Source organism: Enterobacter sp. BIDMC 29 (assembly GCF_019378755.1).
GTDB classification, from domain to species: domain Bacteria; phylum Pseudomonadota; class Gammaproteobacteria; order Enterobacterales; family Enterobacteriaceae; genus Enterobacter; species Enterobacter ludwigii.
This window is the reverse complement of sequence record NZ_CP080000.1, coordinates 452,773-475,688: the sequence shown is the minus strand read 5'-3', so window position 1 is coordinate 475,688 and position 22,916 is coordinate 452,773. Positions and strand designations below refer to the sequence as shown.

The following is a 22,916-nucleotide window of genomic DNA, read 5'->3' as shown; positions in this document are numbered from 1 at the left end:
GTTATGTCATGCACTCACGAGAATACCCTGCTCCGCAAAGGCCGTCCGTAAGCGGCGTGCAAACTGCAGCGCATGCTCACCATCGCCGTGTAAACACACCGTATCCGCCTGGACTCTGGCCGTTGAACCATCAATTGCCTTTACCGAGCCCTCACATACCATCGCCAGCGTTTGCGCCAGCGCCTGTGATTCATCGGTAATAAGCGCACCGGGCAGTGAACGGGGAACCAGGCTGCCGTCCGGCTGATACCCTCTGTCAGCAAAAACTTCCTGACGGGTGGTTAACCCCAGCCGCTGTCCCGCGCGAATAAGCTCGCTCCCCGCCAGCCCCACCAGGATGAGCTGCGGGTTGCAGTCCCGCACCGCGCGGGCAATGGCATCCGCGAGAGCCGGATCTTTGGCCGCCTGATTGTAGAGCATGCCGTGGGGTTTCACATGGCGCAGCACGCCCTGCTGGGAACGCACAATCGCCTCCAGCGCGCCCGTTTGATAAAGCGTCTGGGCATACACCGTCTCAGGAGGGAGATCCATTGCCGTGCGGCCAAAATTATCCCTGTCAGGAAAACTGGGATGTGCCCCTATCGCCACGCCGTGCTTAATCGCATTACGCACGCTGTCCAGCATGGTTTGCGCGTCACCCGCGTGAAACCCGCAGGCAATATTGACCGAAGAGACCAGCGTCATCAGTTCAGCATCGGCACTTCCGCCCTCACCCAGATCGGCGTTTAAATCAATCTTTGCCATCGAGCCTCCATGCCAGTTGTTCCAGATAACGCTGCTGATCCTGGCGTGCCTTCAGCGCCTCCTCCAGCGAACATTGCACAAAATGAATCGGCTGTCCGAGAGGAATTTGCGCCAGATGGTAGCGATCTGCTTCAATGATGCAGGCAATACGCGGGTATCCCCCCGTGGTTTGCGCATCGTTCATCAGCACGATCGGCTGACCGTTACCCGGCACCTGAATGACACCAGGCAATAAACCGTGTGAGAGCAATTCCCGATCTGTCGTACGGGTCAATGGCTGCCCCTGCAGGCGGTATCCCATACGGTTACTTTGCGGGCTGATCTTCCACGGCGAACGCCAGAACGTCTCCTGAGCGACTTCATCGAACTCCTGATATTCCGGCCCCGGTAAGGCACGGATTTGGTTGGTCCATAACAGCTGTTTTACCCCCTGGGCCGTCGAGAAGTGGCGCGTTGAGGGGTTAACCGCCAGACGATCGCCGTCACGCAGCAGGCGCCCTTCATGACCGCCAATGCCGGCTTTCTGATCGGTACTGGATGAACCCAGAACCTCTGGCACATCAATCCCTCCTGCGACCGCAAGATAGCTTCGCACGCCGTGCACAGGACGTTTAAGGGTCAGACGCTGCCCGGCTTTCGCCCGCAGCCGCCAGCCTGTCCAGACCGCTTTGCCATCCAGCTCGGCGTCACAAGCGGCCCCGGTTAAGGCAAACCAGGTCTCCTCGCCGAATTCAATCACACACTGGCCAAGCGTAATTTCGAGTGCCGCCGTGCTGCCAGGGTTGCCCACCAGCACGTTAGCAATCTCCAGCGCAGGCCTGTCCAGCGCACCACAGTAGCTCACGCCCGACTGACGCATGCCAAAGCGGCCGGCATCCTGTACGGACGTGTAAAGCCCGGCGCGAATCAGCGTTAACATACCCCCTCCTTCTGCGGGATAAAGCGCAGGGTATCGCCGGGACGAAGGAGTATGGGAACCTCCTGCCCTGGTTCAAATAACGGCCTGGACGTATGCCCGATAAGCTGCCAGCCCCCCGGTGACGTCAGAGGATAAATGCCGGTCTGTTCACCACCGATAGCCACCGTGCCCGCCGGCACGCTCAGGCGGGGTTCGGCGCGACGCGGCGTATGCAATTGCGGTGAGAGCCCCCCCAGATAGGGGAAGCCCGGCTGGAAACCTAAGAACCAGACCACGTAATCAACGCAGGCGTGCAATTCAACCACCTGCTTTTCCGTTAATCCGCAGTGTTCCGCCACTACGCCAAGATCGGGTCCATGCTCGCCGCCATACACCACCGGGATCTCAATTGTCCGGGAATCCGGCTCCAGCGCCTCGCTCTCTTCCCACCAGCGCTGCAAACGTTCAATAGCATCCAGCGCCAGCGTATGCGGATTACGCAGCACCACGGTGATGTTATTCATACCCGGAATCGCTTCAACCACTTCAGGCACATCGGCCAGGCGCTGCGTTAGCCGCCAGATACGCTTTTGCGTGGCAAGGGTCACTGGCGGTTCCAGCTCCAGAACCACTGCCGTTTCCCCCAGAAGATAACAACGCGCTCGCTGCACTCAGATACCTCTCATCAGGCCGGGTTAGGGATATCAATAAACGTGACATCCAGATCGGTATTTTCGGTCAGCCATTCACTGAGGGCGCGAATTCCGCCACGCTCGGTGGCATGGTGACCTGCCGCGTAAAAATGCAGACCTTGTTCACGCGCCGAATGGACGGTCTGCTCGGACACTTCTCCAGTGATGAAGGCGTCGACACCAAAGCGTGCCGCGCTGTCAATAAAGCCCTGACCACCACCAGTACACCAGGCAACCCGCTTCACCGTATCCGGACCGGTGTCACCGCACCAGAGCGGACGGCGTCCCAGACGCGCTTCAATCCATGAGGCCAGCTCCAGGCCGGGCACCGGCATGGCCAGCTCTCCCCAGGGCACCAGCGGCTCAATTTCACCCATGACGGTAATCCCCAACAGCTGCGCGAGCTGTACGTTATTGCCCAGCTCCGGGTGCGCATCCAGCGGCAGATGGTAACCGTACAGGTTGATATCATTTGCCAGCAGCGTTTTCAGGCGGTTTCGCTTCATACCGCGAATGATCGGTGCTTCGTTTTTCCAGAAATAACCGTGATGGACAATAACGGCATCCGCTTCCTGACGGACGGCTTCGTCCAGCAGCGCCTGGCTTGCCGTCACGCCAGTGACAATTTTCTGCACCGTTTCGCGTCCTTCAACCTGGAGGCCGTTCGGGCCGTAATCGCTGAAGGAGGCGCTGTTCAGTTTTTCGTTAATCAGGCTTTCCAGTTCGCTGTTTTTCATCATCACTCTCTTAAGCTTTGCGGGCGGCCTCGTACGCCGCCAGCGTGGCGACACGCGCCTGTTTATGGTCAACAATCGGACGGGGATAATCGAGCTTCACACCCTGTTTATCCGCCCATGCCCACGGGTCGTGGATCGCTTTTGCAGGGACATTGCTCAGCGCGGGCAACCAGCGGCGGATAAACTCGCCGTCTGCATCAAATTTTTGTCCCTGCGTGGCAGGATTAAAAATACGGAAATAGGGCGCGGCGTCGGTTCCAGTGGACGCCGCCCACTGCCAGCCGCCGTTATTCGCCGCCAGATCGCCATCGATCAGCTGAGAAATAAAATACCGCTCCCCGACACGCCAGTCGATAAGCAGATCCTTCACCAGGAAGCTGGCGGTAATCATTCGCAGCCGATTGTGCATCCATCCGGTTTCATTGAGCTGGCGCATCGCGGCATCAACAATCGGGAAGCCCGTTTCGCCTTTCTGCCAGGCCTGTAAGTGGCTCTCGTTGTGTTGCCATTTTACGTTATCAGTCCAGGGTATAAACGGACGATGCTTACATAAATCAGGGTGATACGTCATCAAATGGCGATAAAATTCGCGCCAGATAAGTTCGTTAAGCCAGACGGAGCCGGGCCCCCCGTCCAGTGCCTGCGGTTGTTCCGCCAGAAGACGATGCAGACACTGGCGCGGAGAGAGCACGCCCAGCGCCAGACAGGCCGATAAACGGCTGGTGCCCTCTGTCGCGGGAAAATCCCTGCGCGCGTCGTAATCGCCTGCGCCCGCTTTACAAAACTGGCGCAGCTTCGCGATAGCGTTTTTTTCGGTAGCCGGGAACAGAGTCTCATCAAACGCCTGTTGCGGATAGTCAAACTCCCGCTCGGGTATCTCCGTTATGGCGTCTCCCCTCACGTTAGGTGCAGCCACGCATTCCGGCAGTGCCTCCTTCAGTCTTTTAATGAAGGCATTTTTAAACGGCGTAAAGACTTTATACATCTCGTGGTTGCCGGTCATGACACTGCCCGGCGGCAGCATGACGCTGTCATCAAAACCCTGACACTCTACATCCTGCAGGATTTCCTCCAGCTGACGATCCCGCTGACGTTCATTGAATTCGTACTGATAGTTGTAAAAAAGGTGGGTGACATCGTACTGCTCACAGATTGCCTTCACAGCCTGGCATTGCGTGGAGAAGTCACTGACCTCTTTATAAATGAGCGGGATCCCTTTTTCGGCAAGCGAACACTGCAAGCCATTCAGATGTGAGCTGAGGTAAGCCGCCTGGCGTGGTGCCATAGCATGCTGCTGCCACTGCCCGGGGGTGGCGATAAACACCGCCAGCACGCGGGCTTCCGGGGAGCGGCAGGCAGCCGCAAGGGCGAGATTGTCATGTACGCGCAGGTCCGCGCGAAACCAAACCAGATGGGTGGGCATAAAACTCCTGGCAATTATCCATTATGTCCGTAAGGCCATGCCATTAAAGAGAAAATGCGGCTGGCTTTTATCTACTTTGCCATGAAGTGTAGACGCGATGAAATAAAAAAGGCCGCCCGGGGCGGCCTTAACGCTACGTGTCCTGCGCCATCATGGTAAAAGCAATAAACACTGTCGGTTCATCACGTCTTACCACGAGTACGCTGGTGACAATGAACGCAATGCAAAAAGAGCGTTTCATCATGCGGCCCCTGCTGCTAACCGCTCCACCGTTCACCACCGATGATAAGTCGGTGGACACACGCTCTGACGAGAGCCCAAAAACGGCCCAACGGACCGCGGACCCTGAGGAATAAAAAAAACCGCCACATTGCTGTAGGCGGTTTTTTTTATTGCTGTGTGTCGTCTTCGTATCAGTAAAAATCGCAGGTCGCTTTCTCGGCCTGATCCATCCACACCGGCTTCTCGCTGGTTTTGGCCCAGACGCGGTGCAAATAGCTATAAAAACGTGCGCGGTCTTTCCAGAAGAGCATCACCGGCAGGGCCAGCACGCCAGCCACTACGGCGAAAGTGCGACGCATGAAAACGATATGAGCCGGATACGCTTTATAAAGATCCATATTTTCTCCCCTATAGTTGGCCGGAAACATGCTCCGGAAAATTTGAAATCTGTGATCTGGCTAAAATAATACCGCTTTGTTTGTAATTTTACTACTCATCAGACCAGTTATTTTCATCCATTTAGTGAATATTTACATTTCCGCCGTAAGTAAGTTACAAAAAAGTTAACGATTTACTTACCAATAGTTAAATTGTGCCTTTTCCATTTTTATACTTTTTTTACACCCACCCTGCGGATTTTTGCGAAATCTTTGCGCCATAAATCCTACCGTTAACACAAATACAAATGTCACTCGGAGGTGGATTGTGAGTGCAGGTCTGATTACCGGCATCGTGCTGGTGTTCCTGTTATTGGGTTATCTGGTCTACGCCCTGATTAATGCGGAGGCCTTCTGATGGCTGCTCAGGCGTTTTTACTTATAGCCAGCTTTTTACTGGTCTTATTGGTGCTTGCCAGACCGCTGGGAACGGGGCTCGCGCGGCTGATCAACAACGTGTCCTTACCGGGTACGGGAAGTATCGAAAAAGGGATCTGGCGCGTACTGGGAATACGCGATCAGGAGATGAACTGGCGTCAGTATCTGGTCGCTATTCTGTTGCTGAATATTGTTGGGCTGGTCGCGCTCTTTGTTATGCTGATGTTGCAGGGTAGCCTGCCGCTGAACCCGCAACAGTTACCGGGCCTGTCCTGGCATCTTGCGCTGAATACGGCCGTCAGCTTTGTCACCAATACCAACTGGCAATCCTACGCCGGCGAAACCACGCTGAGCTACTTCAGCCAGATGGTGGGATTAACCGTACAAAATTTCCTCTCAGCAGCCAGCGGCATCGCGGTTGTCTTCGCGCTGACGCGTGCGTTTGCACGTCAGAATATGGGTACGCTGGGCAATGCCTGGGTTGATCTCACGCGCATTACTCTGTGGGTCTTACTTCCAATTGCTCTGCTCATCGCGCTGTTCTTTATTCAGCAAGGTACGCTGCAAAACCTGCTGCCTTACGCCCCTTATACCTCGCTTGAAGGGGCAAAACAGCTTCTGCCGATGGGGCCTGTGGCCTCACAGGAAGCCATTAAGATGCTCGGTACGAATGGTGGCGGTTTCTTCAATGCCAACTCATCGCATCCGTTTGAAAACCCAACGGCACTGACCAACGCTGTGCAAATGCTGGCGATCTTCCTGATCCCCGCAGCGCTGTGCTTTGCTTTTGGCGATGTAGTGAACGATCGTCGTCAGGGTCGCACCCTGCTCTGGACCATGTCGCTCATCTTTGTCGTCTGTGTTGCGCTGGTGATGTGGGCCGAATGGCAAGGTAACCCGCATTTCCTGACGCTGGGCGCTGACGGCACCATGAATATGGAAGGGAAAGAGAGCCGCTTTGGCATTCTCGCCAGCAGCCTTTATGCCGTGGTCACGACGGCGGCATCCTGCGGGGCGGTCAATGCTATGCACGACTCCTTCACGGCACTGGGCGGCATGATCCCGATGTGGCTGATGCAGATCGGTGAAGTGGTATTCGGCGGCGTAGGCTCGGGTCTTTACGGCATGCTGCTGTTTGTTCTGCTGGCGGTGTTCATTGCGGGTCTGATGATTGGTCGCACCCCGGAATATCTGGGCAAAAAAATCGATGTCCGTGAGATGAAGTTAACCGCGCTGGCGATTCTGGTCACCCCCGCCCTCGTGCTGGCTGGTACCGCACTGGCACTGATGACGGAGGCCGGACGCAGCGGCATCTTCAACCCTGGCATCCACGGCTTTAGCGAAGTGCTTTATGCCGTCTCTTCTGCTTCTAACAATAACGGTAGTGCCTTCGCAGGCTTAAGCGCTAACTCACCGTTCTGGAACTGTCTGCTGGCGTTCTGCATGTTCGTGGGTCGTTTCGGGGTCATTGTGCCGGTGCTGGCGATTGCCGGGTCGCTGGTGAGCAAAAAAATTCAACCGACCACCAGCGGGACGTTGCCGACCCACGGCGCGCTGTTTATCGGACTGCTGACCGGTACCGTGCTGCTGGTCGGCGCCCTGACCTTTATCCCCGCCCTCGCGTTAGGCCCGGTCGCGGAATACCTCTCTTTACGCTGATTTTGCGGAGAATTTGTCATGAGTCGTAAACAAATGGCCCTGTTCGAACCGTCGTTAGTTCGACAGGCCCTCATGGATGCGGTGAAAAAGTTGAGCCCGCGCGTGCAGTGGCACAACCCGGTGATGTTTATCGTCTGGATAGGGAGTTTACTCACCACCGCGCTGGCGATTGCCATGGGAACGGGTCATCTGCAGGGGAATGCGATGTTCACCGGCGCTATCAGCCTGTGGCTGTGGTTCACCGTACTGTTTGCCAACTTTGCGGAAGCGCTGGCGGAAGGCCGCAGCAAAGCGCAGGCCAATAGCCTCAAAGGGGTGAAAAAGACCGCTTTTGCGCGCAAATTACGCGAACCGAAATACGGTGCCCAGATGGACCATGTCCCGGCAGATGAACTGCGTAAAGGTGACGTGGTGCTGGTCGAAGCCGGGGACATTATCCCCTGCGACGGTGAAGTCATCGAAGGCGGCGCGTCGGTAGATGAAAGTGCCATCACCGGGGAATCCGCTCCCGTCATACGTGAATCCGGGGGTGATTTCGCCTCCGTGACGGGCGGGACACGCATTCTCTCCGACTGGCTGGTGATCCAGTGTAGCGTCAACCCGGGTGAAACCTTCCTTGACCGTATGATTGCCATGGTGGAAGGCGCGCAGCGTCGTAAAACACCAAACGAAATTGCCCTGACCATCCTGCTGGTGGCGCTGACGATTGTCTTTCTGCTGGCAACCGCCACGTTATGGCCATTCTCCGCTTACGGCGGTACCGCGGTCACCACCACCGTCCTGGTGGCGCTGCTGGTCTGCCTGATCCCGACCACCATCGGGGGGCTGCTGTCGGCCATCGGCGTGGCCGGTATGAGCCGAATGCTGGGCGCGAACGTCATCGCGACCAGCGGACGTGCGGTCGAGGCCGCAGGGGATGTGGACGTTCTGCTGCTGGATAAAACCGGGACAATTACCCTCGGTAACCGCCAGGCGTCAGAGTTCTTACCTGCCCCCGGCGTGGATGAAAAAACGCTGGCGGATGCGGCGCAACTCTCTTCCCTCGCCGATGAAACGCCGGAAGGCCGCAGTATCGTGATCCTCGCCAAGCAGCGCTTTAACCTGCGCCAGCGCGACGTTCAGAGTCTCCATGCGACTTTCGTTCCCTTCACGGCACAAACCCGAATGAGCGGCATCAACATTCAGGACCGCATGATCCGTAAAGGCTCCGTCGACGCAATTCGTCGCCACATTGAAGCCAACAATGGTCATTTCCCACCAGAAGTGGACAACCTGGTCGAGAGCGTGGCACGTCAGGGCGCGACGCCGCTGGTGGTGGCTGAAGGGGCACATGTGCTGGGGGTGATTTCGCTGAAGGATATCGTAAAAGGCGGGATCAAAGAGCGCTTTGCCCAGCTGCGGAAAATGGGGATCAAAACGGTGATGATCACCGGGGACAACCGTCTGACCGCCGCCGCGATTGCTGCCGAAGCGGGCGTGGATGATTTTCTCTCGGAGGCAACGCCTGAAGCCAAGCTGGCGTTAATTCGTCAGTATCAGGCGGAAGGTCGCCTGGTGGCGATGACGGGTGATGGCACCAACGATGCCCCAGCCCTTGCGCAGGCCGACGTGGCGGTGGCCATGAACTCCGGTACCCAGGCGGCGAAAGAGGCGGGCAACATGGTCGACCTCGACTCGAACCCGACCAAGCTGATTGAAGTTGTGCACATCGGTAAGCAGATGCTGATGACGCGCGGTTCACTGACAACGTTCAGTATCGCCAACGACGTCGCAAAATACTTTGCCATCATTCCCGCGGCGTTTGCAGCCACCTATCCGCAGCTTAATGCGCTGAACGTGATGCATCTGCACTCGCCAGCATCAGCCATTCTCAGTGCGGTTATTTTTAACGCCCTGATTATTGTCTTCCTGATCCCGCTGGCGCTCAAAGGGGTGAGCTATAAACCGCTGACCGCGGCCGCCATGCTGCGCCGCAACCTGTGGATTTACGGGCTGGGTGGGCTGATTGTCCCCTTCATCGGTATCAAGGTTATCGACCTGCTGTTGACGCTGTTTGGGCTGGTTTAAAAGGTGAATCAAATGACGATGTTACGTCCCGCTATACTTCTGTTTATTCTGTTGTCGCTTATTACCGGCGGGCTTTACCCGCTGGTGACCACCGCGCTGGGCCAGTGGTGGTTTAAGGATCAGGCCAACGGCTCGCTGATCATGCAAAACGGTGAAAACCGCGGTTCGCGTCTGATTGGACAGAATTTTACCGACGCCCGTTACTTCCAGGGACGCCCTTCCGCCACTGCCGAAAGCCCGTATAATCCGATGGCATCCGGTGGCAGTAACCTGGCCGGCAGCAACCCGGAGCTGGATAAAGCCATTGCCGAACGTGTAGCCGCCCTGCGCGCCGCAAATCCACAGGCCAGCCGGGAGGTGCCTGTGGAGCTGGTGACGACCTCTGCGAGCGGGCTGGACTACAGCCTGACGCCGAAGGCGGTGGCATGGCAGATCCCCCGCGTCGCGGCGGCCCGTCAGCTGACGGTGGAACAGGTGAGCAAGCTGGTCGCAGAGCATACGCAAAAACCGCTGGTCAGCTTCATCGGCATGCCCGTGGTGAATATTGTTGAGCTGAATCTGGCGCTGGACGCGCTAAGGAAAAACTAAATGACCGACGAGCCCATGCGCCCGGATCCGGACAGGCTGCTTGAACAGACGGCTGAAGCCCATCGCGGCAAACTGAAAATCTTCTTCGGCGCCTGTGCTGGCGTCGGGAAAACCTTCGCCATGCTGACAGAAGCCCAGCGGCTTCGGGCGCAGGGGCTCGATATTCTTATCGGCGTGGTGGAAACCCACGGCCGGAAAGAGACGGCAGCACTGTTGAAGGGGCTGGCGACACAGCCGCCTCGCCGTATCAGCCATCGTGGGCGTCTGGTCACGGAGTTCGATCTCGACGCCGCCCTCGCCCGCAGGCCCGCGCTTATCCTGATGGACGAACTGGCACACAGTAATGCTTCAGGCTCGCGCCACCCCAAACGCTGGCAGGACGTTGAAGAACTGCTTGAAGCAGGCATTGATGTTTTCACCACGGTAAATGTTCAGCATCTCGAAAGCCTGAACGACGTGGTCAGCGGCGTGACCGGGATTCAGGTTCGCGAAACCGTACCCGATCCCTTTTTCGACTCTGCGGACGAAGTGGTGCTGGTCGATCTGCCTCCAGACGATCTGCGCCAGCGACTGCATGAAGGAAAAGTCTATATTGCAGGTCAGGCCGAACGCGCCATCGAACATTTCTTTCGCAAAGGCAACCTGATAGCCCTGCGCGAGCTGGCCCTGCGTCGCACGGCGGATCGCGTAGACGATCAGATGCGCGCCTGGCGTGACCTGCAAGGGCAGGAGCGCGTCTGGCATACGCGGGATGCCATTCTGCTGTGTGTGGGTCACGGCAGCGGCAATGAAAAGCTCGTCCGCACCGCAGCGCGCCTGGCGGCCAAGTTTGGCAGCGTCTGGCATGCGGTCTATGTCGAGACGCCGCAGCTTCACGCGCTGCCTGAAAACCAGCGCCGCGCGATCTTAAGTTCGCTGCGTCTGGCACAGGAGCTGGGCGCAGAAACCGCCACTCTCTCCGATCCCCAGGAAGATAAAGCCATTCTGCGCTACGCGCGTGAGCACAACCTCGGGAAAATTGTCATTGGCCGTCGTCAGCATCGTCGCTGGTTTAGCCGCGAATCCTTTGCTGACAAACTGGCCCGGCGTGCTCCCGACCTCGATCTGGTGATTGTCGCACTGGATGACAAACCCACCCCTTTACCCAACCGCGCACCGGACAGCCGCACTTTTAATGATAAATGGCGAATTCAGATCCGCGGCTGTCTTGTTGCCGTCGTGCTCTGCGCGCTGATCACCGCGATTGCCAGCCACTGGCTGATTGCCTTCGATGCGGCCAATCTGGTGATGATCTACCTGCTCGGCGTGGTCGTGGTGGCGCTCTTTTACGGGCGCTGGCCCTCGGTACTGGCAACGTTCATCAACGTCATCAGCTTCGATCTGTTCTTTATCGCGCCCCGCGGAACGCTCGCCGTTTCGGATGTGCAGTACATTCTCACCTTTGCCGTGATGCTTACCGTTGGGCTGGTGATCGGTAATCTGACGGCGGGCGTACGCTATCAGGCCCGTATCGCCCGCTACCGCGAACAGCGCACACGGCATCTCTATGAGATGTCTAAATCGCTGGCGGTTGGCCGTACACCGCTGGATATTGTGCAGACCAGCGAGCAGTTTATCCGCTCGACCTTTCACGCCAGCAACCTGATTTTACTTCCGGACGAACACGGGAAACTGCGCCCGCTGACCTCGGCCTCAGGTATGACGCCCTGGGATGAAGCCATTGCGCGCTGGAGCTTTGATAAAGGACTCCCTGCGGGTGCAGGAACGGACACCCTGCCCGGCGTACCGTATCAAATTCTGCCGCTGCGCAGTGCCGATAAAAATCAGGGGCTGGTGATCGTTGAACCTTCGAATCTGCGCCAGCTGATGATCCCCGAACAGCAGCGATTGCTGGAAACATTTACCCTGCTGGTGGCAAGCGCGCTGGAACGGCTGGCGCTTACCGCCAGCGAAGAACAGGCCCGTCTGGCAAGCGAGCGCGAGAGCATTCGTAACTCATTGCTGGCCGCCCTCTCCCACGACCTTCGCACCCCACTCACCGTGCTGTTTGGCCAGTCAGAAATTTTGACGCTGGATTTGGCAGCGGAAGGCTCGAAACATGCGTTGCAGGCCAGCGAGATCCGCCAGCATGTGCTGAACACCACACGCCTGGTAAATAATCTGCTTGATATGGCGCGTATTCAGTCGGGCGGATTTAACCTCAAAAAAGAGTGGCTCACGCTCGAAGAGGTGGTGGGTAGCGCCCTGAAAATGCTGGAGCCAGGCCTCGGTGGGCGCCATATTGCGCTGAACATGCCCGAACCGCTGACGTTAATTCACGTTGATGGCCCGCTGTTTGAACGCGTGCTGATCAATCTGCTGGAAAATGCCGGCAAATACGCAGGAGCAAACGCCCGGATTGGGGTGGATGCCACAGTGGAAGATCACACGCTACGGCTTGACGTCTGGGATACCGGGCCGGGTATCCCTGCCGGACAGGAGTTCGCTATTTTCGAGAAATTTGCCCGCGGTAATAAAGAGTCGGCCATTCCCGGCGTGGGTCTGGGGCTGGCGATTTGCCAGGCGATTATTGACGTTCATGGCGGTACCATTTCGGCGGAGAATCGCCCGGAAGGCGGCGCACGTTTTTGTGTTAAACTTCCTCTGGAAGCCCCGCCAGAACTTAATGAATTACCAGAGGATTTGTGATCAACGTTCTGATTGTTGAAGATGAGATCGCCATTAGCCGGTTTCTGCGTGCTGCGCTGGAAGGCGATGGCCTGCGCGTTCATGACGCCGGCACGCTCCAGCGGGGTCTGATTGAAGCGGCCACGCGCAAACCTGATCTGGTGATCCTCGATCTCGGCCTGCCGGATGGCGACGGCATCGATTTTATTCGTGAGGTTCGACAGTGGAGTCAGATGCCCATTCTGGTGCTGTCAGCCCGTACCGAAGAGTCGGATAAAATCGCGGCGCTGGATGCCGGAGCGGATGACTATCTGATTAAACCTTTTGGTATTGGCGAACTGCAGGCTCGCCTTCGTGTCGCACTGCGTCGTCACAGTGCCACCACCCCTGCCGACCCAACATACACGTTTGGTGATATTCGGGTTGATCTGGCAGCACGGCGCATTGTTCGCGGTGAAGAGGAAATCCATCTCACCCCCATCGAGTTTCGGCTACTCGCCGTTTTGCTCAATAATCACGGTAAGGTACTCACCCAGCGCCAGCTGTTGAGTCAGGTGTGGGGGCCAAACGCCGTGGAACATAGTCACTATTTACGCATATATATGGGACACCTTCGACAAAAACTGGAAGTTGACCCCGCGCGTCCTCGTCATTTATTAACTGAAACCGGTATCGGTTATCGGTTCATGCTTTGAATAACTATTCAGTTTATTTTTAAATAAATACCTACCCTCCCATAAAATACGCGCAAAAATAATCTCCGGGTTATTTTTTGGTGTATTTATGTCCATTCAGCACATTCATAACACAATCCGTTAACGCAACATCAACATATCAGCATTTTGATCTGCGATATTCATCAAAAGCGAATATTTATTTCTGATTTGATCGGTTAACGGTGATCTGTTTCACAGTTAATCGCTTTTTCCAGGATAAAATGTCCATGCTTTCAATTACTGAAAGGAAATGAAACATGGAAAACAATAATCGTTTAATGCCCCATATAAGGCGGACAACTCATATCATGATGTTTGCCCACCGAAACTGTTTTGACTTTCATATCTTTAATGCCCGGTAGTCCTTCGACTTCTGGCGCACCCGCTTACAGGTTATCCTGAAACACCCTATTTTACAGGCCTTTGCCTGTGAACCCGTGCGCTCATTCATCTTAATTCAGGCTCATCCGCGACCGGGCGGACTGAATTCTATTCAGCAAAAAACGCATTACTGATTTTTTTAATCAGCGGCCTCCTTTTGCTGTTTTCCGGCATATTATCGATTTCTTTTCTGCAAGAAATCGAGGGACTGTTATTACCTAAAATAAAGAGAGAAAGATGAAAAGTTTAAAAATTGCAGCCAGCCGCGCCTGCCCTGATTGCTTTACCACTCACCGTGAACTGGTGGATATCAACGCCACGGATTATATTGATGTTGCCGCCATTGTTCTGGCCGTCAGCGATATTTTCACTGGTCGTATAGAAGAAATAGAAGCAACCGGATTTGGCATTCCTGTTTTTGTCGCGACGCATAAAGAAGAAATTATCCCGGCAGAGTATTTATCGCGGATCCACGGCGTATTCGAAGCATCAGACACCAGCAACGACTTCCACGGACGCCAACTGGAAGCGGCCGCACAAAAGTATGAAACCCAACTGCGTCCGCCGTTTTTCCGGGCTCTGGTCGACTATGTCAAACAGGGTAACAGCGCCTTCGACTGTCCGGGTCACCAGGGCGGGCAATTCTTCCGCCGTCACCCTGCCGGCAATCAGTTTGTTGATTTCTTTGGCGAAACCCTTTTCCGCTCAGACCTGTGCAACGCCGACGTGGCGATGGGCGATCTGTTGATCCACGAAGGGGCACCCTGCATTGCGCAGCAGCATGCGGCGAAAGTCTTTAATGCCGATAAAACCTACTTCGTGCTGAACGGAACCTCATCGTCCAACAAAGTGGTGCTCAACGCCCTTCTCACTCCGGGCGACCTGGTCCTGTTCGATCGCAACAACCATAAATCCAACCATCACGGAGCACTTCTTCAGGCGGGCGCAACGCCGGTCTATCTGGAAACCGCACGTAACCCGTACGGCTTTATTGGCGGCATCGACGCCCACTGCTTCGAGGAGAATTATCTGCGTGAGCTGGTGTCCGAAGTGGCGCCGGGCCGTGCCCGCGACGCGCGTCCGTTCCGCCTGGCGGTGATCCAGCTGGGTACCTACGATGGCACCATCTATAACGCTCGCCAGGTCGTGGATAACATCGGCCATCTGTGCGACTACATCCTGTTTGACTCTGCCTGGGTGGGTTACGAGCAGTTTATTCCGATGATGGCCGATTGCTCTCCGCTGCTGCTGGAACTGAATGAAAACGATCCGGGGATTCTGGTTACCCAGTCAGTCCATAAACAGCAGGCCGGTTTCTCGCAGACCTCGCAAATCCACAAGAAGGACAGCCACATCAAAGGCCAGCAGCGCTATGTTCCGCATAAGCGGCTGAATAATGCCTTCATGATGCACGCGTCCACCAGCCCGTTCTATCCGCTGTTTGCTGCACTGGACATCAACGCCCGCATGCATGAGGGACAGAGCGGTCGCAACATGTGGATGGACTGCGTGGTGACCGGTATCGAAGCCCGTAAGCTGATCCTGCAGAACTGCCAGTATCTTCGCCCGTTCGTGCCGGAACTGGTTGATGGCCGTCCGTGGGAAAGCTGGGACACCGCTGAGATTGCCACGGACCTGCGCTTCTTCCACTTCGTGCCCGGTGAACACTGGCACGCCTTCGAAGGCTATGCCGAACATCAGTATTTTATCGACCCGTGCAAACTGCTGCTGACCACGCCGGGTATTAACGCCAGGACCGGTGAGTACGAGGATTTCGGCGTCCCCGCCACTATTCTCGCCAACTTCCTGCGTGAAAACGGCATCGTGCCGGAAAAATGCGATCTCAACTCCATCCTGTTCCTGCTCACGCCTGCCGAGGATATGGGCAAACTGCAGCAACTGGTCGCGCAACTGGTACGCTTCGAAAAACTGCTCGAGACGGATGCCCCTCTCAAAGAGGTACTGCCTTCTGTCTGTAAACAGTATCCGGAGCGCTATGCAGATTACACCCTGCGCCAGATTTGCCAGGAAATGCATGAGCTGTACGCCCGCCACAACGTGAAGCAGCTGCAAAAAGAGATGTTCCGCAAGTCTCACTTCCCGCGCGTCATGATGAACCCGCAAGAGGCGAACTATGCCTACCTGCGGGGTGAGGTCGAGCTGGTCTCGCTGCGCGATGCGGAAGGTCGCATTGCCGCCGAAGGTGCCCTTCCTTATCCACCGGGGGTGTTGTGCGTTGTGCCGGGTGAAGTCTGGGGCGGTTCCGTGCTGCGCTACTTTGCTGCGCTGGAAGAGGGTATCAACCTTTTACCGGGCTTCGCGCCGGAACTGCAGGGCGTTTACGTTGAGGAGTGTGACGGTCGTAAACAGGTTCGTTGTAACGTCATCAAACACGCTGCCGCTCAGCCATCGCTGCTGAAAGGAGAAAAATTATGAGCAAGTCCAATAAAATGGGCGTGGTGCAGCTGACCATTCTCACCATGGTAAACATGATGGGGTCCGGGATCATCATGCTGCCCACCAAGCTTGCGGAAGTAGGAACCATTTCGATTATCTCCTGGATGGTGACCGCCGTGGGGTCAATGGCACTGGCCTGGGCATTCGCCAAGTGCGGTATGTTCAGCCGCAAGCCCGGCGGGATGGGCGGCTACGCCGAATATGCCTTTGGCAAATCCGGTAACTTCATGGCCAACTACACCTACGGCGTCTCTTTGCTGATCGCTAACGTGGCGATTGCCATTTCCGCCGTGGGTTACGGTACGGAGCTATTCGGTGTGGCGCTGACCCCGGTGCAAATCGGGCTGGCGACCATCGGCGTGCTGTGGATCTGCACCGTGGCTAACTTTGGCGGCGCGCGCATTACCGGACAGATCAGCAGTATTACCGTCTGGGGGGTCATTATCCCGGTGGTTGGGCTGTGCATCATCGGCTGGTTCTGGTTTAGCCCCACGCTGTACGTCAACTCCTGGAACCCACACCATGTTCCGTTCTTCACCGCAGTGGGCTCTTCCATCGCCATGACGCTGTGGGCCTTCCTGGGGCTGGAATCTGCGTGTGCTAACGCCGAAGTGGTGGAAAACCCGGAGAAGAACGTACCGATTGCCGTGCTTGGCGGTACGCTGGGCGCTGCGGCCATTTACATTGTCTCAACCAACGTGATTGCAGGGATTGTACCGAACATGGATCTTGCCAGTTCCACGGCACCGTTCGGTCTGGCCTTTGCGCAGATGTTTACGCCGGGTGTCGGAAAAGTGATCATGGGGCTGATGGTGATGTCCTGCTGCGGCTCGCTCCTCGGCTGGCAGTTCACCATTGCTCAGGTCTTTAAATCATCCGCTGACGAAGGGTATTTCCCGAAAATCTTCTCCCGGGTCAGCAAAGCAGAGGCACCGGTTCAGGGCATGCTGGCGATTGTTATCTTCCAGAGTGGGTTATCTTTAATGACCATCAGCCCGTCGCTGAACAGCCAGTTCAACGTGCTGGTCAACCTGGCAGTAGTGACCAATATCATTCCATATATTCTGTCGATGGCGGCGCTGGTCATCATTCAGAAGGTGGCGAAGGTGGACGCAGGCAAAGCGAGGGTGGCGAATATTGTGGCACTGATTGGGGCAATTTACAGCTTCTATGCGCTCTACTCTTCCGGCCAGGAAGCCATGCTGTATGGTGCGATGGTGACCTTTATGGGCTGGACGCTGTACGGTCTGGTATCACCACGGTTTGAATTGAAAAATAAACACAGTTAATGCAAAAGCAAAACGGCAACCCTGGGGTTGCCGTTTTGACTGCATCGTGAGGGCATCAGCCCACCGCGATTTACGCGTTTTTCAGCACTTCGCTGACAATCTCTACCGCTTCTTTCTCAATCAGCTTACGGTGTTCGTCGCCGAGGAAGCTCTCACAATAGATTTTGTATGCATCTTCCGTACCGGATGGACGCGCGGCAAACCAGCCGTTTTCGGTCATCACTTTCAGACCACCGATAGAGGCACCGTTACCCGGGGCCGCCGTCAGACGGGCCGTGATAGGGTCACCGGCCAGCGTGCTGGCACTGACCATCTCCGGAGAGAGTTTAGACAGCGCCGCTTTCTGCGCAGAGGTCGCGCCAGCCTGAATACGGTTATAGCTTGGCGCGCCAAAGCGTGCCGCCAGCTCGTTATAGTGTTCCTGCGGATTTTTACCGGTGACAGCGGTGATTTCCGCCGCCAGCAGGCACATGATGATCCCGTCTTTATCGGTAGACCATGGCGTGCCGTCGAAACGCAGGAAGGATGCGCCCGCGCTCTCTTCACCGCCAAAACCGAAGCTGCCGTCGTGCAGACCGTCAACAAACCATTTGAAGCCTACCGGTACTTCCACCAGCTTACGGCCCAGCGCCTCAACCACGCGGTCAATCATCGCCGAGGAGACCAGCGTTTTACCTACAGCCACCTCTTTGCCCCACTGCGGACGATGCTGGAACAGGTAGTTGATGGCAACCGCAAGATAATGGTTCGGGTTCATCAGCCCTGCCGGGGTGACAATACCGTGGCGGTCATAATCCGGGTCGTTGGCAAACGCCAGGTCAAATTTATCACGCAGCGCCAGCAGGCCCGCCATCGCACACTCGGAAGAGCAGTCCATACGGATTGCGCCGTCTTTATCCAGGTGCATAAAGCGGAAGGTCTGATCAACGTGATCGTTAACGATGGTCAGGTTCAGCTTGTAATGCTCTGCGATGCGTTTCCAGTATTCGATACCGGAGCCGCCGAGAGGGTCAACGCCCAGCTTCAGACCGGCTTTCTGGATGGCCGCCATATCGACAATATCCGCCAGACCTTCCACAAATGGCTGCACCAGATCCTGCTCTTTCACATGGCCGGACGCCATGGCTGCATCCAGAGAGAGGCGTTTCACCCCATTCAGGCCATCCGCCAGCAGCGCATTGGCACGATCTTCAACCACTTTCGTGACGTTCGTGTCTGCCGGTCCACCGTTAGGCGGGTTGTATTTGATCCCACCGTCTTCCGGCGGGTTGTGTGATGGGGTGATCACAATCCCGTCAGCCAGCGCGCCGCCTTTTTTGTTGTGGACAAGGATCGCGTTAGAGACCGCAGGGGTCGGCGTGAAGCCGTTATTTTCCTGAACAATGACGTCAACGCCATTCGCCGTCAGCACTTCCAGCACGGAAATGAACGCCGGTTCAGACAGAGCATGGGTATCTTTTCCCACATAGCACGGACCGGTAACGCCGTTTTTAGCGCGCTCTTCCGCGATGGCCTGAGCAATAGCCAGAATGTGCGGTTCGTTAAAGCTATGGCGCGCCGCGCTACCGCGGTGGCCAGATGTACCAAACTTCACTGCGTGTTCTGCGTTGCCCACGACCGGTTTCAGCACGTAATACTGCGCGGTCAGCTGAGCGACGTTAATCAAATCGCTTTGTTGTGCAGGTTGGCCTGCACGGCTGTGATTTGCCATTACCGGGTCCTTCTGATGCAAGGGTTAAATTGTACCGCAAACCTTTTCAATCAATTCCGAAGGGAACTGCATGGACTGCATGATGTGTTCAACCATGCTGCACTTGCGGCCCGTATTGGTATTGGTGATGACCCAGTACGGCGTGCCTGGGACATGTTTAGGTTTGGTTTGGTTGCCATTTTGCAGCAGCGTTTGCTCGTCGCCCGCGAAATAGACGCGGGTACGACCGTGCAGCGACTCAGTCGCTTCAGCAAACGCTTTGTTATCCAGTGAATAGAGTGTAGACAGCACCAGCATGAAGCGGTTAACCGCTTTTTTCTGCTCGGCGTACTCATCAGAGAGCAGCAACTCGCGCATCGCACGTACTTTGTCTTTCACTTGCGCGACGGCAGGTTTTGCTTGTGCAACAACGTTTTGTTGAGACACGACATCTTTAGTGACTGGGGTAGCAGGCTGTGAGGCGGCGGAAATTTTAAGCATGCGCCGTAAAATGTCGGACGCGCTCTCCCCGATATGCCGCGTCTGGCTGGCAATATACTGATAGAGTTCGTCATCAACTTCGATTGTTTTCATCTTAATCCAGTGCGATATCTTATCTGAATACAAGTCGTTGGGATTATAAAGTTAAATTCCAACAGCGGATAGCGTCAAACCAGGTTGGCGGCAAAAGTCAGATTAAACTGGAACCTTGCAGCCGGGCGGCAGAATGGTCAACATGATACCCTAACCTGACATACGTAAAAAAAGAACTTTGCCATGAAATTGAATACCCGAGCGCAAACTGCACAATCGCCGAACAATAATTATCCCATCGTACTGGTTCACGGGCTTTTTGGCAGCCTGGATAACCTGGGGGTGCTGGCGCGCGATCTGGTTACCGATCACGATATTTTGCAGGTCGATATGCGAAATCACGGTCTTTCCGGGCGTTCAGAGGAGATGACCTACGCGGCAATGGCCCAGGATCTGCTCGATACGCTTGATGCCAACCATCTTCAGAAGGTGACGCTCATCGGGCATTCTATGGGTGGCAAGGCGGTAATGGCCCTGACGGCGCTGGCACCGGACAGAATCAACGGTCTGGTCGTGATCGACGTTGCCCCGGTGGATTACGACGTGCGCCGTCATGACGACATTTTTGCTGCCATCACTGCGGTGACAGAGGCTGGGGTTTCAACCCGCCAACAGGCCACAGCCGTCATGCGCGAACATCTTAATGAAGAAGGCGTAATTCAGTTTCTGCTGAAGTCGTTTGTCGACGGCCAGTGGCGTTTCAACGTGCCGGTACTCTGGGCGCAGTACAACAACATCGTCGGCTGGGATACGGTGCCCGCCTGGCAACACCCTACCCTCTTTATTCGCGGCGGTAACTCCCCTTATGTCACCGACGCCTATCGCGACACCTTGCTGGCGCAATTCCCGCAGGCCCGCGCCCATGTCATCGCCGGTGCCGGACACTGGGTTCACGCGGAAAAACCTGACGCCGTGTTACGCGCCATCCGCCGCTATCTCTCTGATACTGCGAATTGATTAAAAAGAGAGCGACTGGAAGGATGCGGGCTTCCAGTCGTTGGCGTGCCGTTTTTGGTGATGTATGATGGCGCGCTCATCGCCCGGGCAATAGCAGGGCGGCTTGTTTCCCCCGAAGTCTCAGAATCATGGCCAAAGAACAAACGGACCGTACGACACTAGATCTGTTCGCGAATGAGCGTCGACCGGGACGACCGAAAACGAATCCGCTTTCGCGCGATGAACAGCTGCGTATTAATAAACGCAACCAGCTTAAACGCGATAAAAATCGTGGGCTTAAGCGTGTCGAACTGAAGCTCAATGCCGACGCCGTCGATGCGCTTAACGAACTGGCTGAAGCGCGTAATATCAGCCGTAGCGAGCTCATTGAAGAGATGTTGATCGCCCAGCTTGAGACGTTGCGCCGCCAGGCATAAGTCTGAAAATCCCCTTTCTTACCCTTTTCATGTAGCACAGAGTGCAGTCCTGCGCGATAGCTGTTTCCGCGGGGTTGCCAGTTCTGCTATTATTGCCCTTATCCGTGGACAAATTGCGCCACCATACCATTAAGTTTCAAGAGGTTATTTTACTCATGGCAATCATCGGCATTTTCTTCGGCAGTGATACCGGCAATACCGAAAATATCGCAAAAAACATTCAAAAACAGCTCGGTAAAGACGTTGCCGATGTGCATGACATCGCCAAGAGCAGCAAAGAAGATCTCGAAGGCTATGACATCCTGTTGCTGGGTATCCCAACCTGGTACTACGGTGAAGCCCAGTGTGACTGGGATGATTTCTTCCCGACGCTGGAAGAAGTGGACTTCAACGGCAAGCTGGTCGCCCTGTTTGGCTGCGGCGATCAGGAAGACTACGCTGAGTACTTCTGTGACGCGCTGGGCACTATCCGCGATATCATTGAACCGAATGGTGCAGTTATCGTAGGCCACTGGCCGACTGCCGGTTACCACTTCGAAGCGTCTAAAGGCCTGGCCGATGACGACCACTTCGTGGGTCTGGCGATCGACGAAGACCGTCAGCCAGAACTGACCGCAGAGCGCGTTGAGAAGTGGGTGAAGCAGATCCGCGAAGAACTGCACCTGGACGATATTCTTAACGCCTGATTGTTATTGTGGCGCAACCCCGGTTGCGCCCAGGAACCAGGTCAAACGATTAAATTAATCGCTACAATCTTTTAACTTTTTCGCCCAGACCTGTACAATGTCTCCCAGGTAAAATGGGGTGCCATTGAGCAAGTTTGTCGGTGATACCACGTTTTTATAAGCATACTTTGCCTGAGACTTGCAGTTTTCATTTAGCCATGGCAGTTCTATAATGAGACGCATTATTCCAGGTGCATTTTCTGTCACTTCCTCCAGAAGTGAATCGTTTAGCAACAGGACAGATTCCGCATGACTGACAACAATACCGCATTAAAGAAGGCTGGCCTGAAAGTTACGCTTCCTCGGTTAAAAATCCTTGAAGTGCTTCAGGGTCCAGACAATCACCATGTCAGTGCGGAAGACCTTTACAAGCGTCTTATCGACATGGGTGAAGAGATTGGGCTGGCAACCGTCTATCGCGTGCTGAACCAGTTTGATGACGCGGGCATTGTTACCCGTCATAATTTCGAAGGCGGTAAATCTGTATTCGAACTGACCCAGCAGCAGCACCACGATCACCTGATCTGCCTGGATTGTGGCAAGGTCATTGAATTTAGCGATGATTCCATCGAAGCACGTCAGCGTGAAATCGCTGCTCGTCATGGTATCCGCCTGACCAACCATAGTCTGTATCTGTATGGTCACTGTGCTGAAGGTGATTGCCGCGAAGACGATCACGCACACGACGCCAAATAAGTCGAACTTTCATACTCTGAGCCAGCCGCAAGGTTGGCTTTTTTTTGCCTGTCACCCGGCGAAAAAAAGCCCGGTAAGCACAGCGCCACCGGGCCTTAACACGCTTAATTAATTTCCGTTGTTACTGCGTATTTCCTTCCAAATCTGGTCGCAACGCTTCGCCACTTCCTGATCGTTACCGGTTTTACGCGCCTGAATACAGGCCTGATAGTCCATTACGCGAACATTTTCCTGCGTCGCAAACTGCTCATGCGCCTTCTCTTTCTTCAGCACATTCAGTACGCTCTGGCAGGCTTCAATTTTCTCCGGTGAGCCTTCAGCGGTGTTAATGCAGGCGCTGTAAGCCTCCTTCAGACGAGAATCTTCTTTCGGCGCCGGGTCCTGGGCGCAAGCCACCAGCCCCGAGGCCAGCAACGCGACGATTACCATTTTTTTCATCATGTGCAGTCTCCATTCCGGCGGGACGGAACCCGCCGGAGCGTT

General features: G+C 55.5%; 22 protein-coding genes. 13 read left to right on the top strand and 9 right to left on the bottom strand.

Translation table 11 applies throughout. From position 1 onward, the window contains the following. Positions 1 to 6: 6 nt before the first annotated feature. The 6 genes from pxpA to JTA15_RS02130 form a co-directional block, all read right to left on the bottom strand. Complete coding sequence (gene pxpA, locus JTA15_RS02155; protein WP_014169165.1) at positions 7 to 744, bottom strand: 5-oxoprolinase subunit PxpA; 738 nt, start codon at positions 742 to 744, stop codon at positions 7 to 9. Then, a complete protein-coding gene (pxpC, locus tag JTA15_RS02150) occupies positions 731 to 1,663 on the bottom strand; it encodes a 5-oxoprolinase subunit PxpC (RefSeq protein WP_014169164.1) in 933 nt (310 codons plus the stop codon). The genes pxpA and pxpC overlap by 14 nt, the downstream gene beginning before the upstream one ends. After that, positions 1,657 to 2,313: a 5-oxoprolinase subunit PxpB gene (gene pxpB / locus JTA15_RS02145; protein ID WP_014169163.1), complete on the bottom strand. Its 657-nt coding sequence runs from the start codon at positions 2,311 to 2,313 to the stop codon at positions 1,657 to 1,659. The genes pxpC and pxpB overlap by 7 nt, the downstream gene beginning before the upstream one ends. A gap of 14 nt (positions 2,314 to 2,327) precedes the next feature. After that, positions 2,328 to 3,071 (bottom strand): type 2 GTP cyclohydrolase I, encoded by a 744-nt coding sequence (locus tag JTA15_RS02140; protein WP_086532787.1) that lies wholly within the window; start codon positions 3,069 to 3,071, stop codon positions 2,328 to 2,330. 10 nt (positions 3,072 to 3,081) lie between these two features. Further along, a complete protein-coding gene (gene phrB, locus JTA15_RS02135) occupies positions 3,082 to 4,494 on the bottom strand; it encodes a deoxyribodipyrimidine photo-lyase (RefSeq protein ID WP_181239677.1) in 1,413 nt (470 codons plus the stop codon). Positions 4,495 to 4,907: 413 nt separating this feature from the next. Continuing rightward, positions 4,908 to 5,114 carry a YbfA family protein gene (locus tag JTA15_RS02130; protein WP_014883027.1) on the bottom strand — a complete coding sequence of 69 codons (207 nt, stop codon included), beginning with the start codon at positions 5,112 to 5,114 and terminating at the stop codon, positions 4,908 to 4,910. A 307-nt stretch (positions 5,115 to 5,421) separates the two neighbouring features. Between JTA15_RS02130 and kdpF the strand changes: the two genes are divergently transcribed. The 9 genes from kdpF to potE all read left to right on the top strand — a co-directional run bounded on the left by kdpF (position 5,422) and on the right by potE (position 17,355). Continuing rightward, positions 5,422 to 5,511 carry a K(+)-transporting ATPase subunit F gene (gene kdpF / locus JTA15_RS02125; protein WP_015386886.1) on the top strand — a complete coding sequence of 30 codons (90 nt, stop codon included), beginning with the start codon at positions 5,422 to 5,424 and terminating at the stop codon, positions 5,509 to 5,511. Continuing rightward, positions 5,511 to 7,190: a potassium-transporting ATPase subunit KdpA gene (gene kdpA, locus JTA15_RS02120; protein ID WP_014169158.1), complete on the top strand. Its 1,680-nt coding sequence runs from the start codon at positions 5,511 to 5,513 to the stop codon at positions 7,188 to 7,190. The genes kdpF and kdpA overlap by 1 nt, the downstream gene beginning before the upstream one ends. A gap of 18 nt (positions 7,191 to 7,208) precedes the next feature. Then, the gene (kdpB, locus tag JTA15_RS02115; protein WP_014169157.1) at positions 7,209 to 9,257 is read left to right on the top strand and encodes a potassium-transporting ATPase subunit KdpB; all 2,049 of its coding nucleotides are present in this window, start codon (positions 7,209 to 7,211) and stop codon (positions 9,255 to 9,257) included. Positions 9,258 to 9,269: 12 nt separating this feature from the next. Beyond that, entirely contained in the window at positions 9,270 to 9,845 is a 576-nt protein-coding gene (gene kdpC / locus JTA15_RS02110) for a potassium-transporting ATPase subunit KdpC (RefSeq protein ID WP_047743909.1), read from the top strand. Further along, the gene (kdpD, locus tag JTA15_RS02105) at positions 9,846 to 12,533 is read left to right on the top strand and encodes a two-component system sensor histidine kinase KdpD (protein ID WP_181239679.1); all 2,688 of its coding nucleotides are present in this window, start codon (positions 9,846 to 9,848) and stop codon (positions 12,531 to 12,533) included. Beyond that, positions 12,530 to 13,207 (top strand): two-component system response regulator KdpE, encoded by a 678-nt coding sequence (gene kdpE / locus JTA15_RS02100; RefSeq protein ID WP_014169154.1) that lies wholly within the window; start codon positions 12,530 to 12,532, stop codon positions 13,205 to 13,207. Before kdpD ends, kdpE begins: the two co-directional genes overlap by 4 nt. A gap of 278 nt (positions 13,208 to 13,485) precedes the next feature. Continuing rightward, the gene (gene speFL, locus JTA15_RS02095; RefSeq protein ID WP_106503839.1) at positions 13,486 to 13,590 is read left to right on the top strand and encodes a leader peptide SpeFL; all 105 of its coding nucleotides are present in this window, start codon (positions 13,486 to 13,488) and stop codon (positions 13,588 to 13,590) included. Between the two features lie 256 nt (positions 13,591 to 13,846). After that, positions 13,847 to 16,045 (top strand): ornithine decarboxylase SpeF, encoded by a 2,199-nt coding sequence (gene speF, locus JTA15_RS02090; RefSeq protein ID WP_020884975.1) that lies wholly within the window; start codon positions 13,847 to 13,849, stop codon positions 16,043 to 16,045. Continuing rightward, positions 16,042 to 17,355 (top strand): putrescine-ornithine antiporter, encoded by a 1,314-nt coding sequence (potE, locus tag JTA15_RS02085; RefSeq protein ID WP_014169152.1) that lies wholly within the window; start codon positions 16,042 to 16,044, stop codon positions 17,353 to 17,355. Before speF ends, potE begins: the two co-directional genes overlap by 4 nt. Positions 17,356 to 17,425: 70 nt before the next feature. Here the strand turns inward: potE and pgm are convergent, their stop codons facing one another. Beyond that, entirely contained in the window at positions 17,426 to 19,066 is a 1,641-nt protein-coding gene (pgm, locus tag JTA15_RS02080) for a phosphoglucomutase (alpha-D-glucose-1,6-bisphosphate-dependent) (protein ID WP_041162495.1), read from the bottom strand. Positions 19,067 to 19,090: 24 nt separating this feature from the next. Continuing rightward, positions 19,091 to 19,639: a replication initiation negative regulator SeqA gene (gene seqA, locus JTA15_RS02075; RefSeq protein ID WP_151712020.1), complete on the bottom strand. Its 549-nt coding sequence runs from the start codon at positions 19,637 to 19,639 to the stop codon at positions 19,091 to 19,093. A 183-nt stretch (positions 19,640 to 19,822) separates the two neighbouring features. Between seqA and ybfF the strand changes: the two genes are divergently transcribed. From ybfF to fur, 4 genes are all read left to right on the top strand, one after another. Beyond that, positions 19,823 to 20,596 carry an esterase gene (gene ybfF, locus JTA15_RS02070; protein WP_219372811.1) on the top strand — a complete coding sequence of 258 codons (774 nt, stop codon included), beginning with the start codon at positions 19,823 to 19,825 and terminating at the stop codon, positions 20,594 to 20,596. A 128-nt stretch (positions 20,597 to 20,724) separates the two neighbouring features. Beyond that, positions 20,725 to 21,012 (top strand): LexA regulated protein, encoded by a 288-nt coding sequence (ybfE, locus tag JTA15_RS02065; RefSeq protein WP_014169148.1) that lies wholly within the window; start codon positions 20,725 to 20,727, stop codon positions 21,010 to 21,012. A 155-nt stretch (positions 21,013 to 21,167) separates the two neighbouring features. Then, complete coding sequence (gene fldA / locus JTA15_RS02060) at positions 21,168 to 21,698, top strand: flavodoxin FldA (RefSeq protein ID WP_008501067.1); 531 nt, start codon at positions 21,168 to 21,170, stop codon at positions 21,696 to 21,698. A gap of 288 nt (positions 21,699 to 21,986) precedes the next feature. After that, entirely contained in the window at positions 21,987 to 22,433 is a 447-nt protein-coding gene (gene fur / locus JTA15_RS02055; RefSeq protein ID WP_014169146.1) for a ferric iron uptake transcriptional regulator, read from the top strand. Positions 22,434 to 22,541: 108 nt separating this feature from the next. Here the strand turns inward: fur and chiQ are convergent, their stop codons facing one another. After that, the gene (gene chiQ, locus JTA15_RS02050) at positions 22,542 to 22,871 is read right to left on the bottom strand and encodes a ChiQ/YbfN family lipoprotein (protein ID WP_025204664.1); all 330 of its coding nucleotides are present in this window, start codon (positions 22,869 to 22,871) and stop codon (positions 22,542 to 22,544) included. Between the last annotated feature and the right edge of the window lie 45 nt (positions 22,872 to 22,916).

Excerpts from the sequence above, each read along its gene's own strand:
- pgm (WP_041162495.1), bottom strand. The coding sequence starts at position 19,066 with ATGGCAAATCACAGCCGTGCAGGCCAACCTGCACAACAAAGCGATTTG.
- speF (WP_020884975.1), top strand. The coding sequence starts at position 13,847 with ATGAAAAGTTTAAAAATTGCAGCCAGCCGCGCCTGCCCTGATTGCTTT.
- pxpC (WP_014169164.1), bottom strand. The coding sequence starts at position 1,663 with ATGTTAACGCTGATTCGCGCCGGGCTTTACACGTCCGTACAGGATGCC.
- speFL (WP_106503839.1), top strand. The coding sequence starts at position 13,486 with ATGGAAAACAATAATCGTTTAATGCCCCATATAAGGCGGACAACTCAT.
- ybfF (WP_219372811.1), top strand. The coding sequence starts at position 19,823 with ATGAAATTGAATACCCGAGCGCAAACTGCACAATCGCCGAACAATAAT.
- kdpD (WP_181239679.1), top strand. The coding sequence starts at position 9,846 with ATGACCGACGAGCCCATGCGCCCGGATCCGGACAGGCTGCTTGAACAG.
- JTA15_RS02130 (WP_014883027.1), bottom strand. The coding sequence starts at position 5,114 with ATGGATCTTTATAAAGCGTATCCGGCTCATATCGTTTTCATGCGTCGC.
- seqA (WP_151712020.1), bottom strand. The coding sequence starts at position 19,639 with ATGAAAACAATCGAAGTTGATGACGAACTCTATCAGTATATTGCCAGC.
- ybfE (WP_014169148.1), top strand. The coding sequence starts at position 20,725 with ATGGCCAAAGAACAAACGGACCGTACGACACTAGATCTGTTCGCGAAT.
- kdpB (WP_014169157.1), top strand. The coding sequence starts at position 7,209 with ATGAGTCGTAAACAAATGGCCCTGTTCGAACCGTCGTTAGTTCGACAG.
- fldA (WP_008501067.1), top strand. The coding sequence starts at position 21,168 with ATGGCAATCATCGGCATTTTCTTCGGCAGTGATACCGGCAATACCGAA.
- fur (WP_014169146.1), top strand. The coding sequence starts at position 21,987 with ATGACTGACAACAATACCGCATTAAAGAAGGCTGGCCTGAAAGTTACG.
- phrB (WP_181239677.1), bottom strand. The coding sequence starts at position 4,494 with ATGCCCACCCATCTGGTTTGGTTTCGCGCGGACCTGCGCGTACATGAC.
- kdpC (WP_047743909.1), top strand. The coding sequence starts at position 9,270 with ATGACGATGTTACGTCCCGCTATACTTCTGTTTATTCTGTTGTCGCTT.
- pxpA (WP_014169165.1), bottom strand. The coding sequence starts at position 744 with ATGGCAAAGATTGATTTAAACGCCGATCTGGGTGAGGGCGGAAGTGCC.
- chiQ (WP_025204664.1), bottom strand. The coding sequence starts at position 22,871 with ATGAAAAAAATGGTAATCGTCGCGTTGCTGGCCTCGGGGCTGGTGGCT.
- JTA15_RS02140 (WP_086532787.1), bottom strand. The coding sequence starts at position 3,071 with ATGAAAAACAGCGAACTGGAAAGCCTGATTAACGAAAAACTGAACAGC.
- kdpA (WP_014169158.1), top strand. The coding sequence starts at position 5,511 with ATGGCTGCTCAGGCGTTTTTACTTATAGCCAGCTTTTTACTGGTCTTA.
- potE (WP_014169152.1), top strand. The coding sequence starts at position 16,042 with ATGAGCAAGTCCAATAAAATGGGCGTGGTGCAGCTGACCATTCTCACC.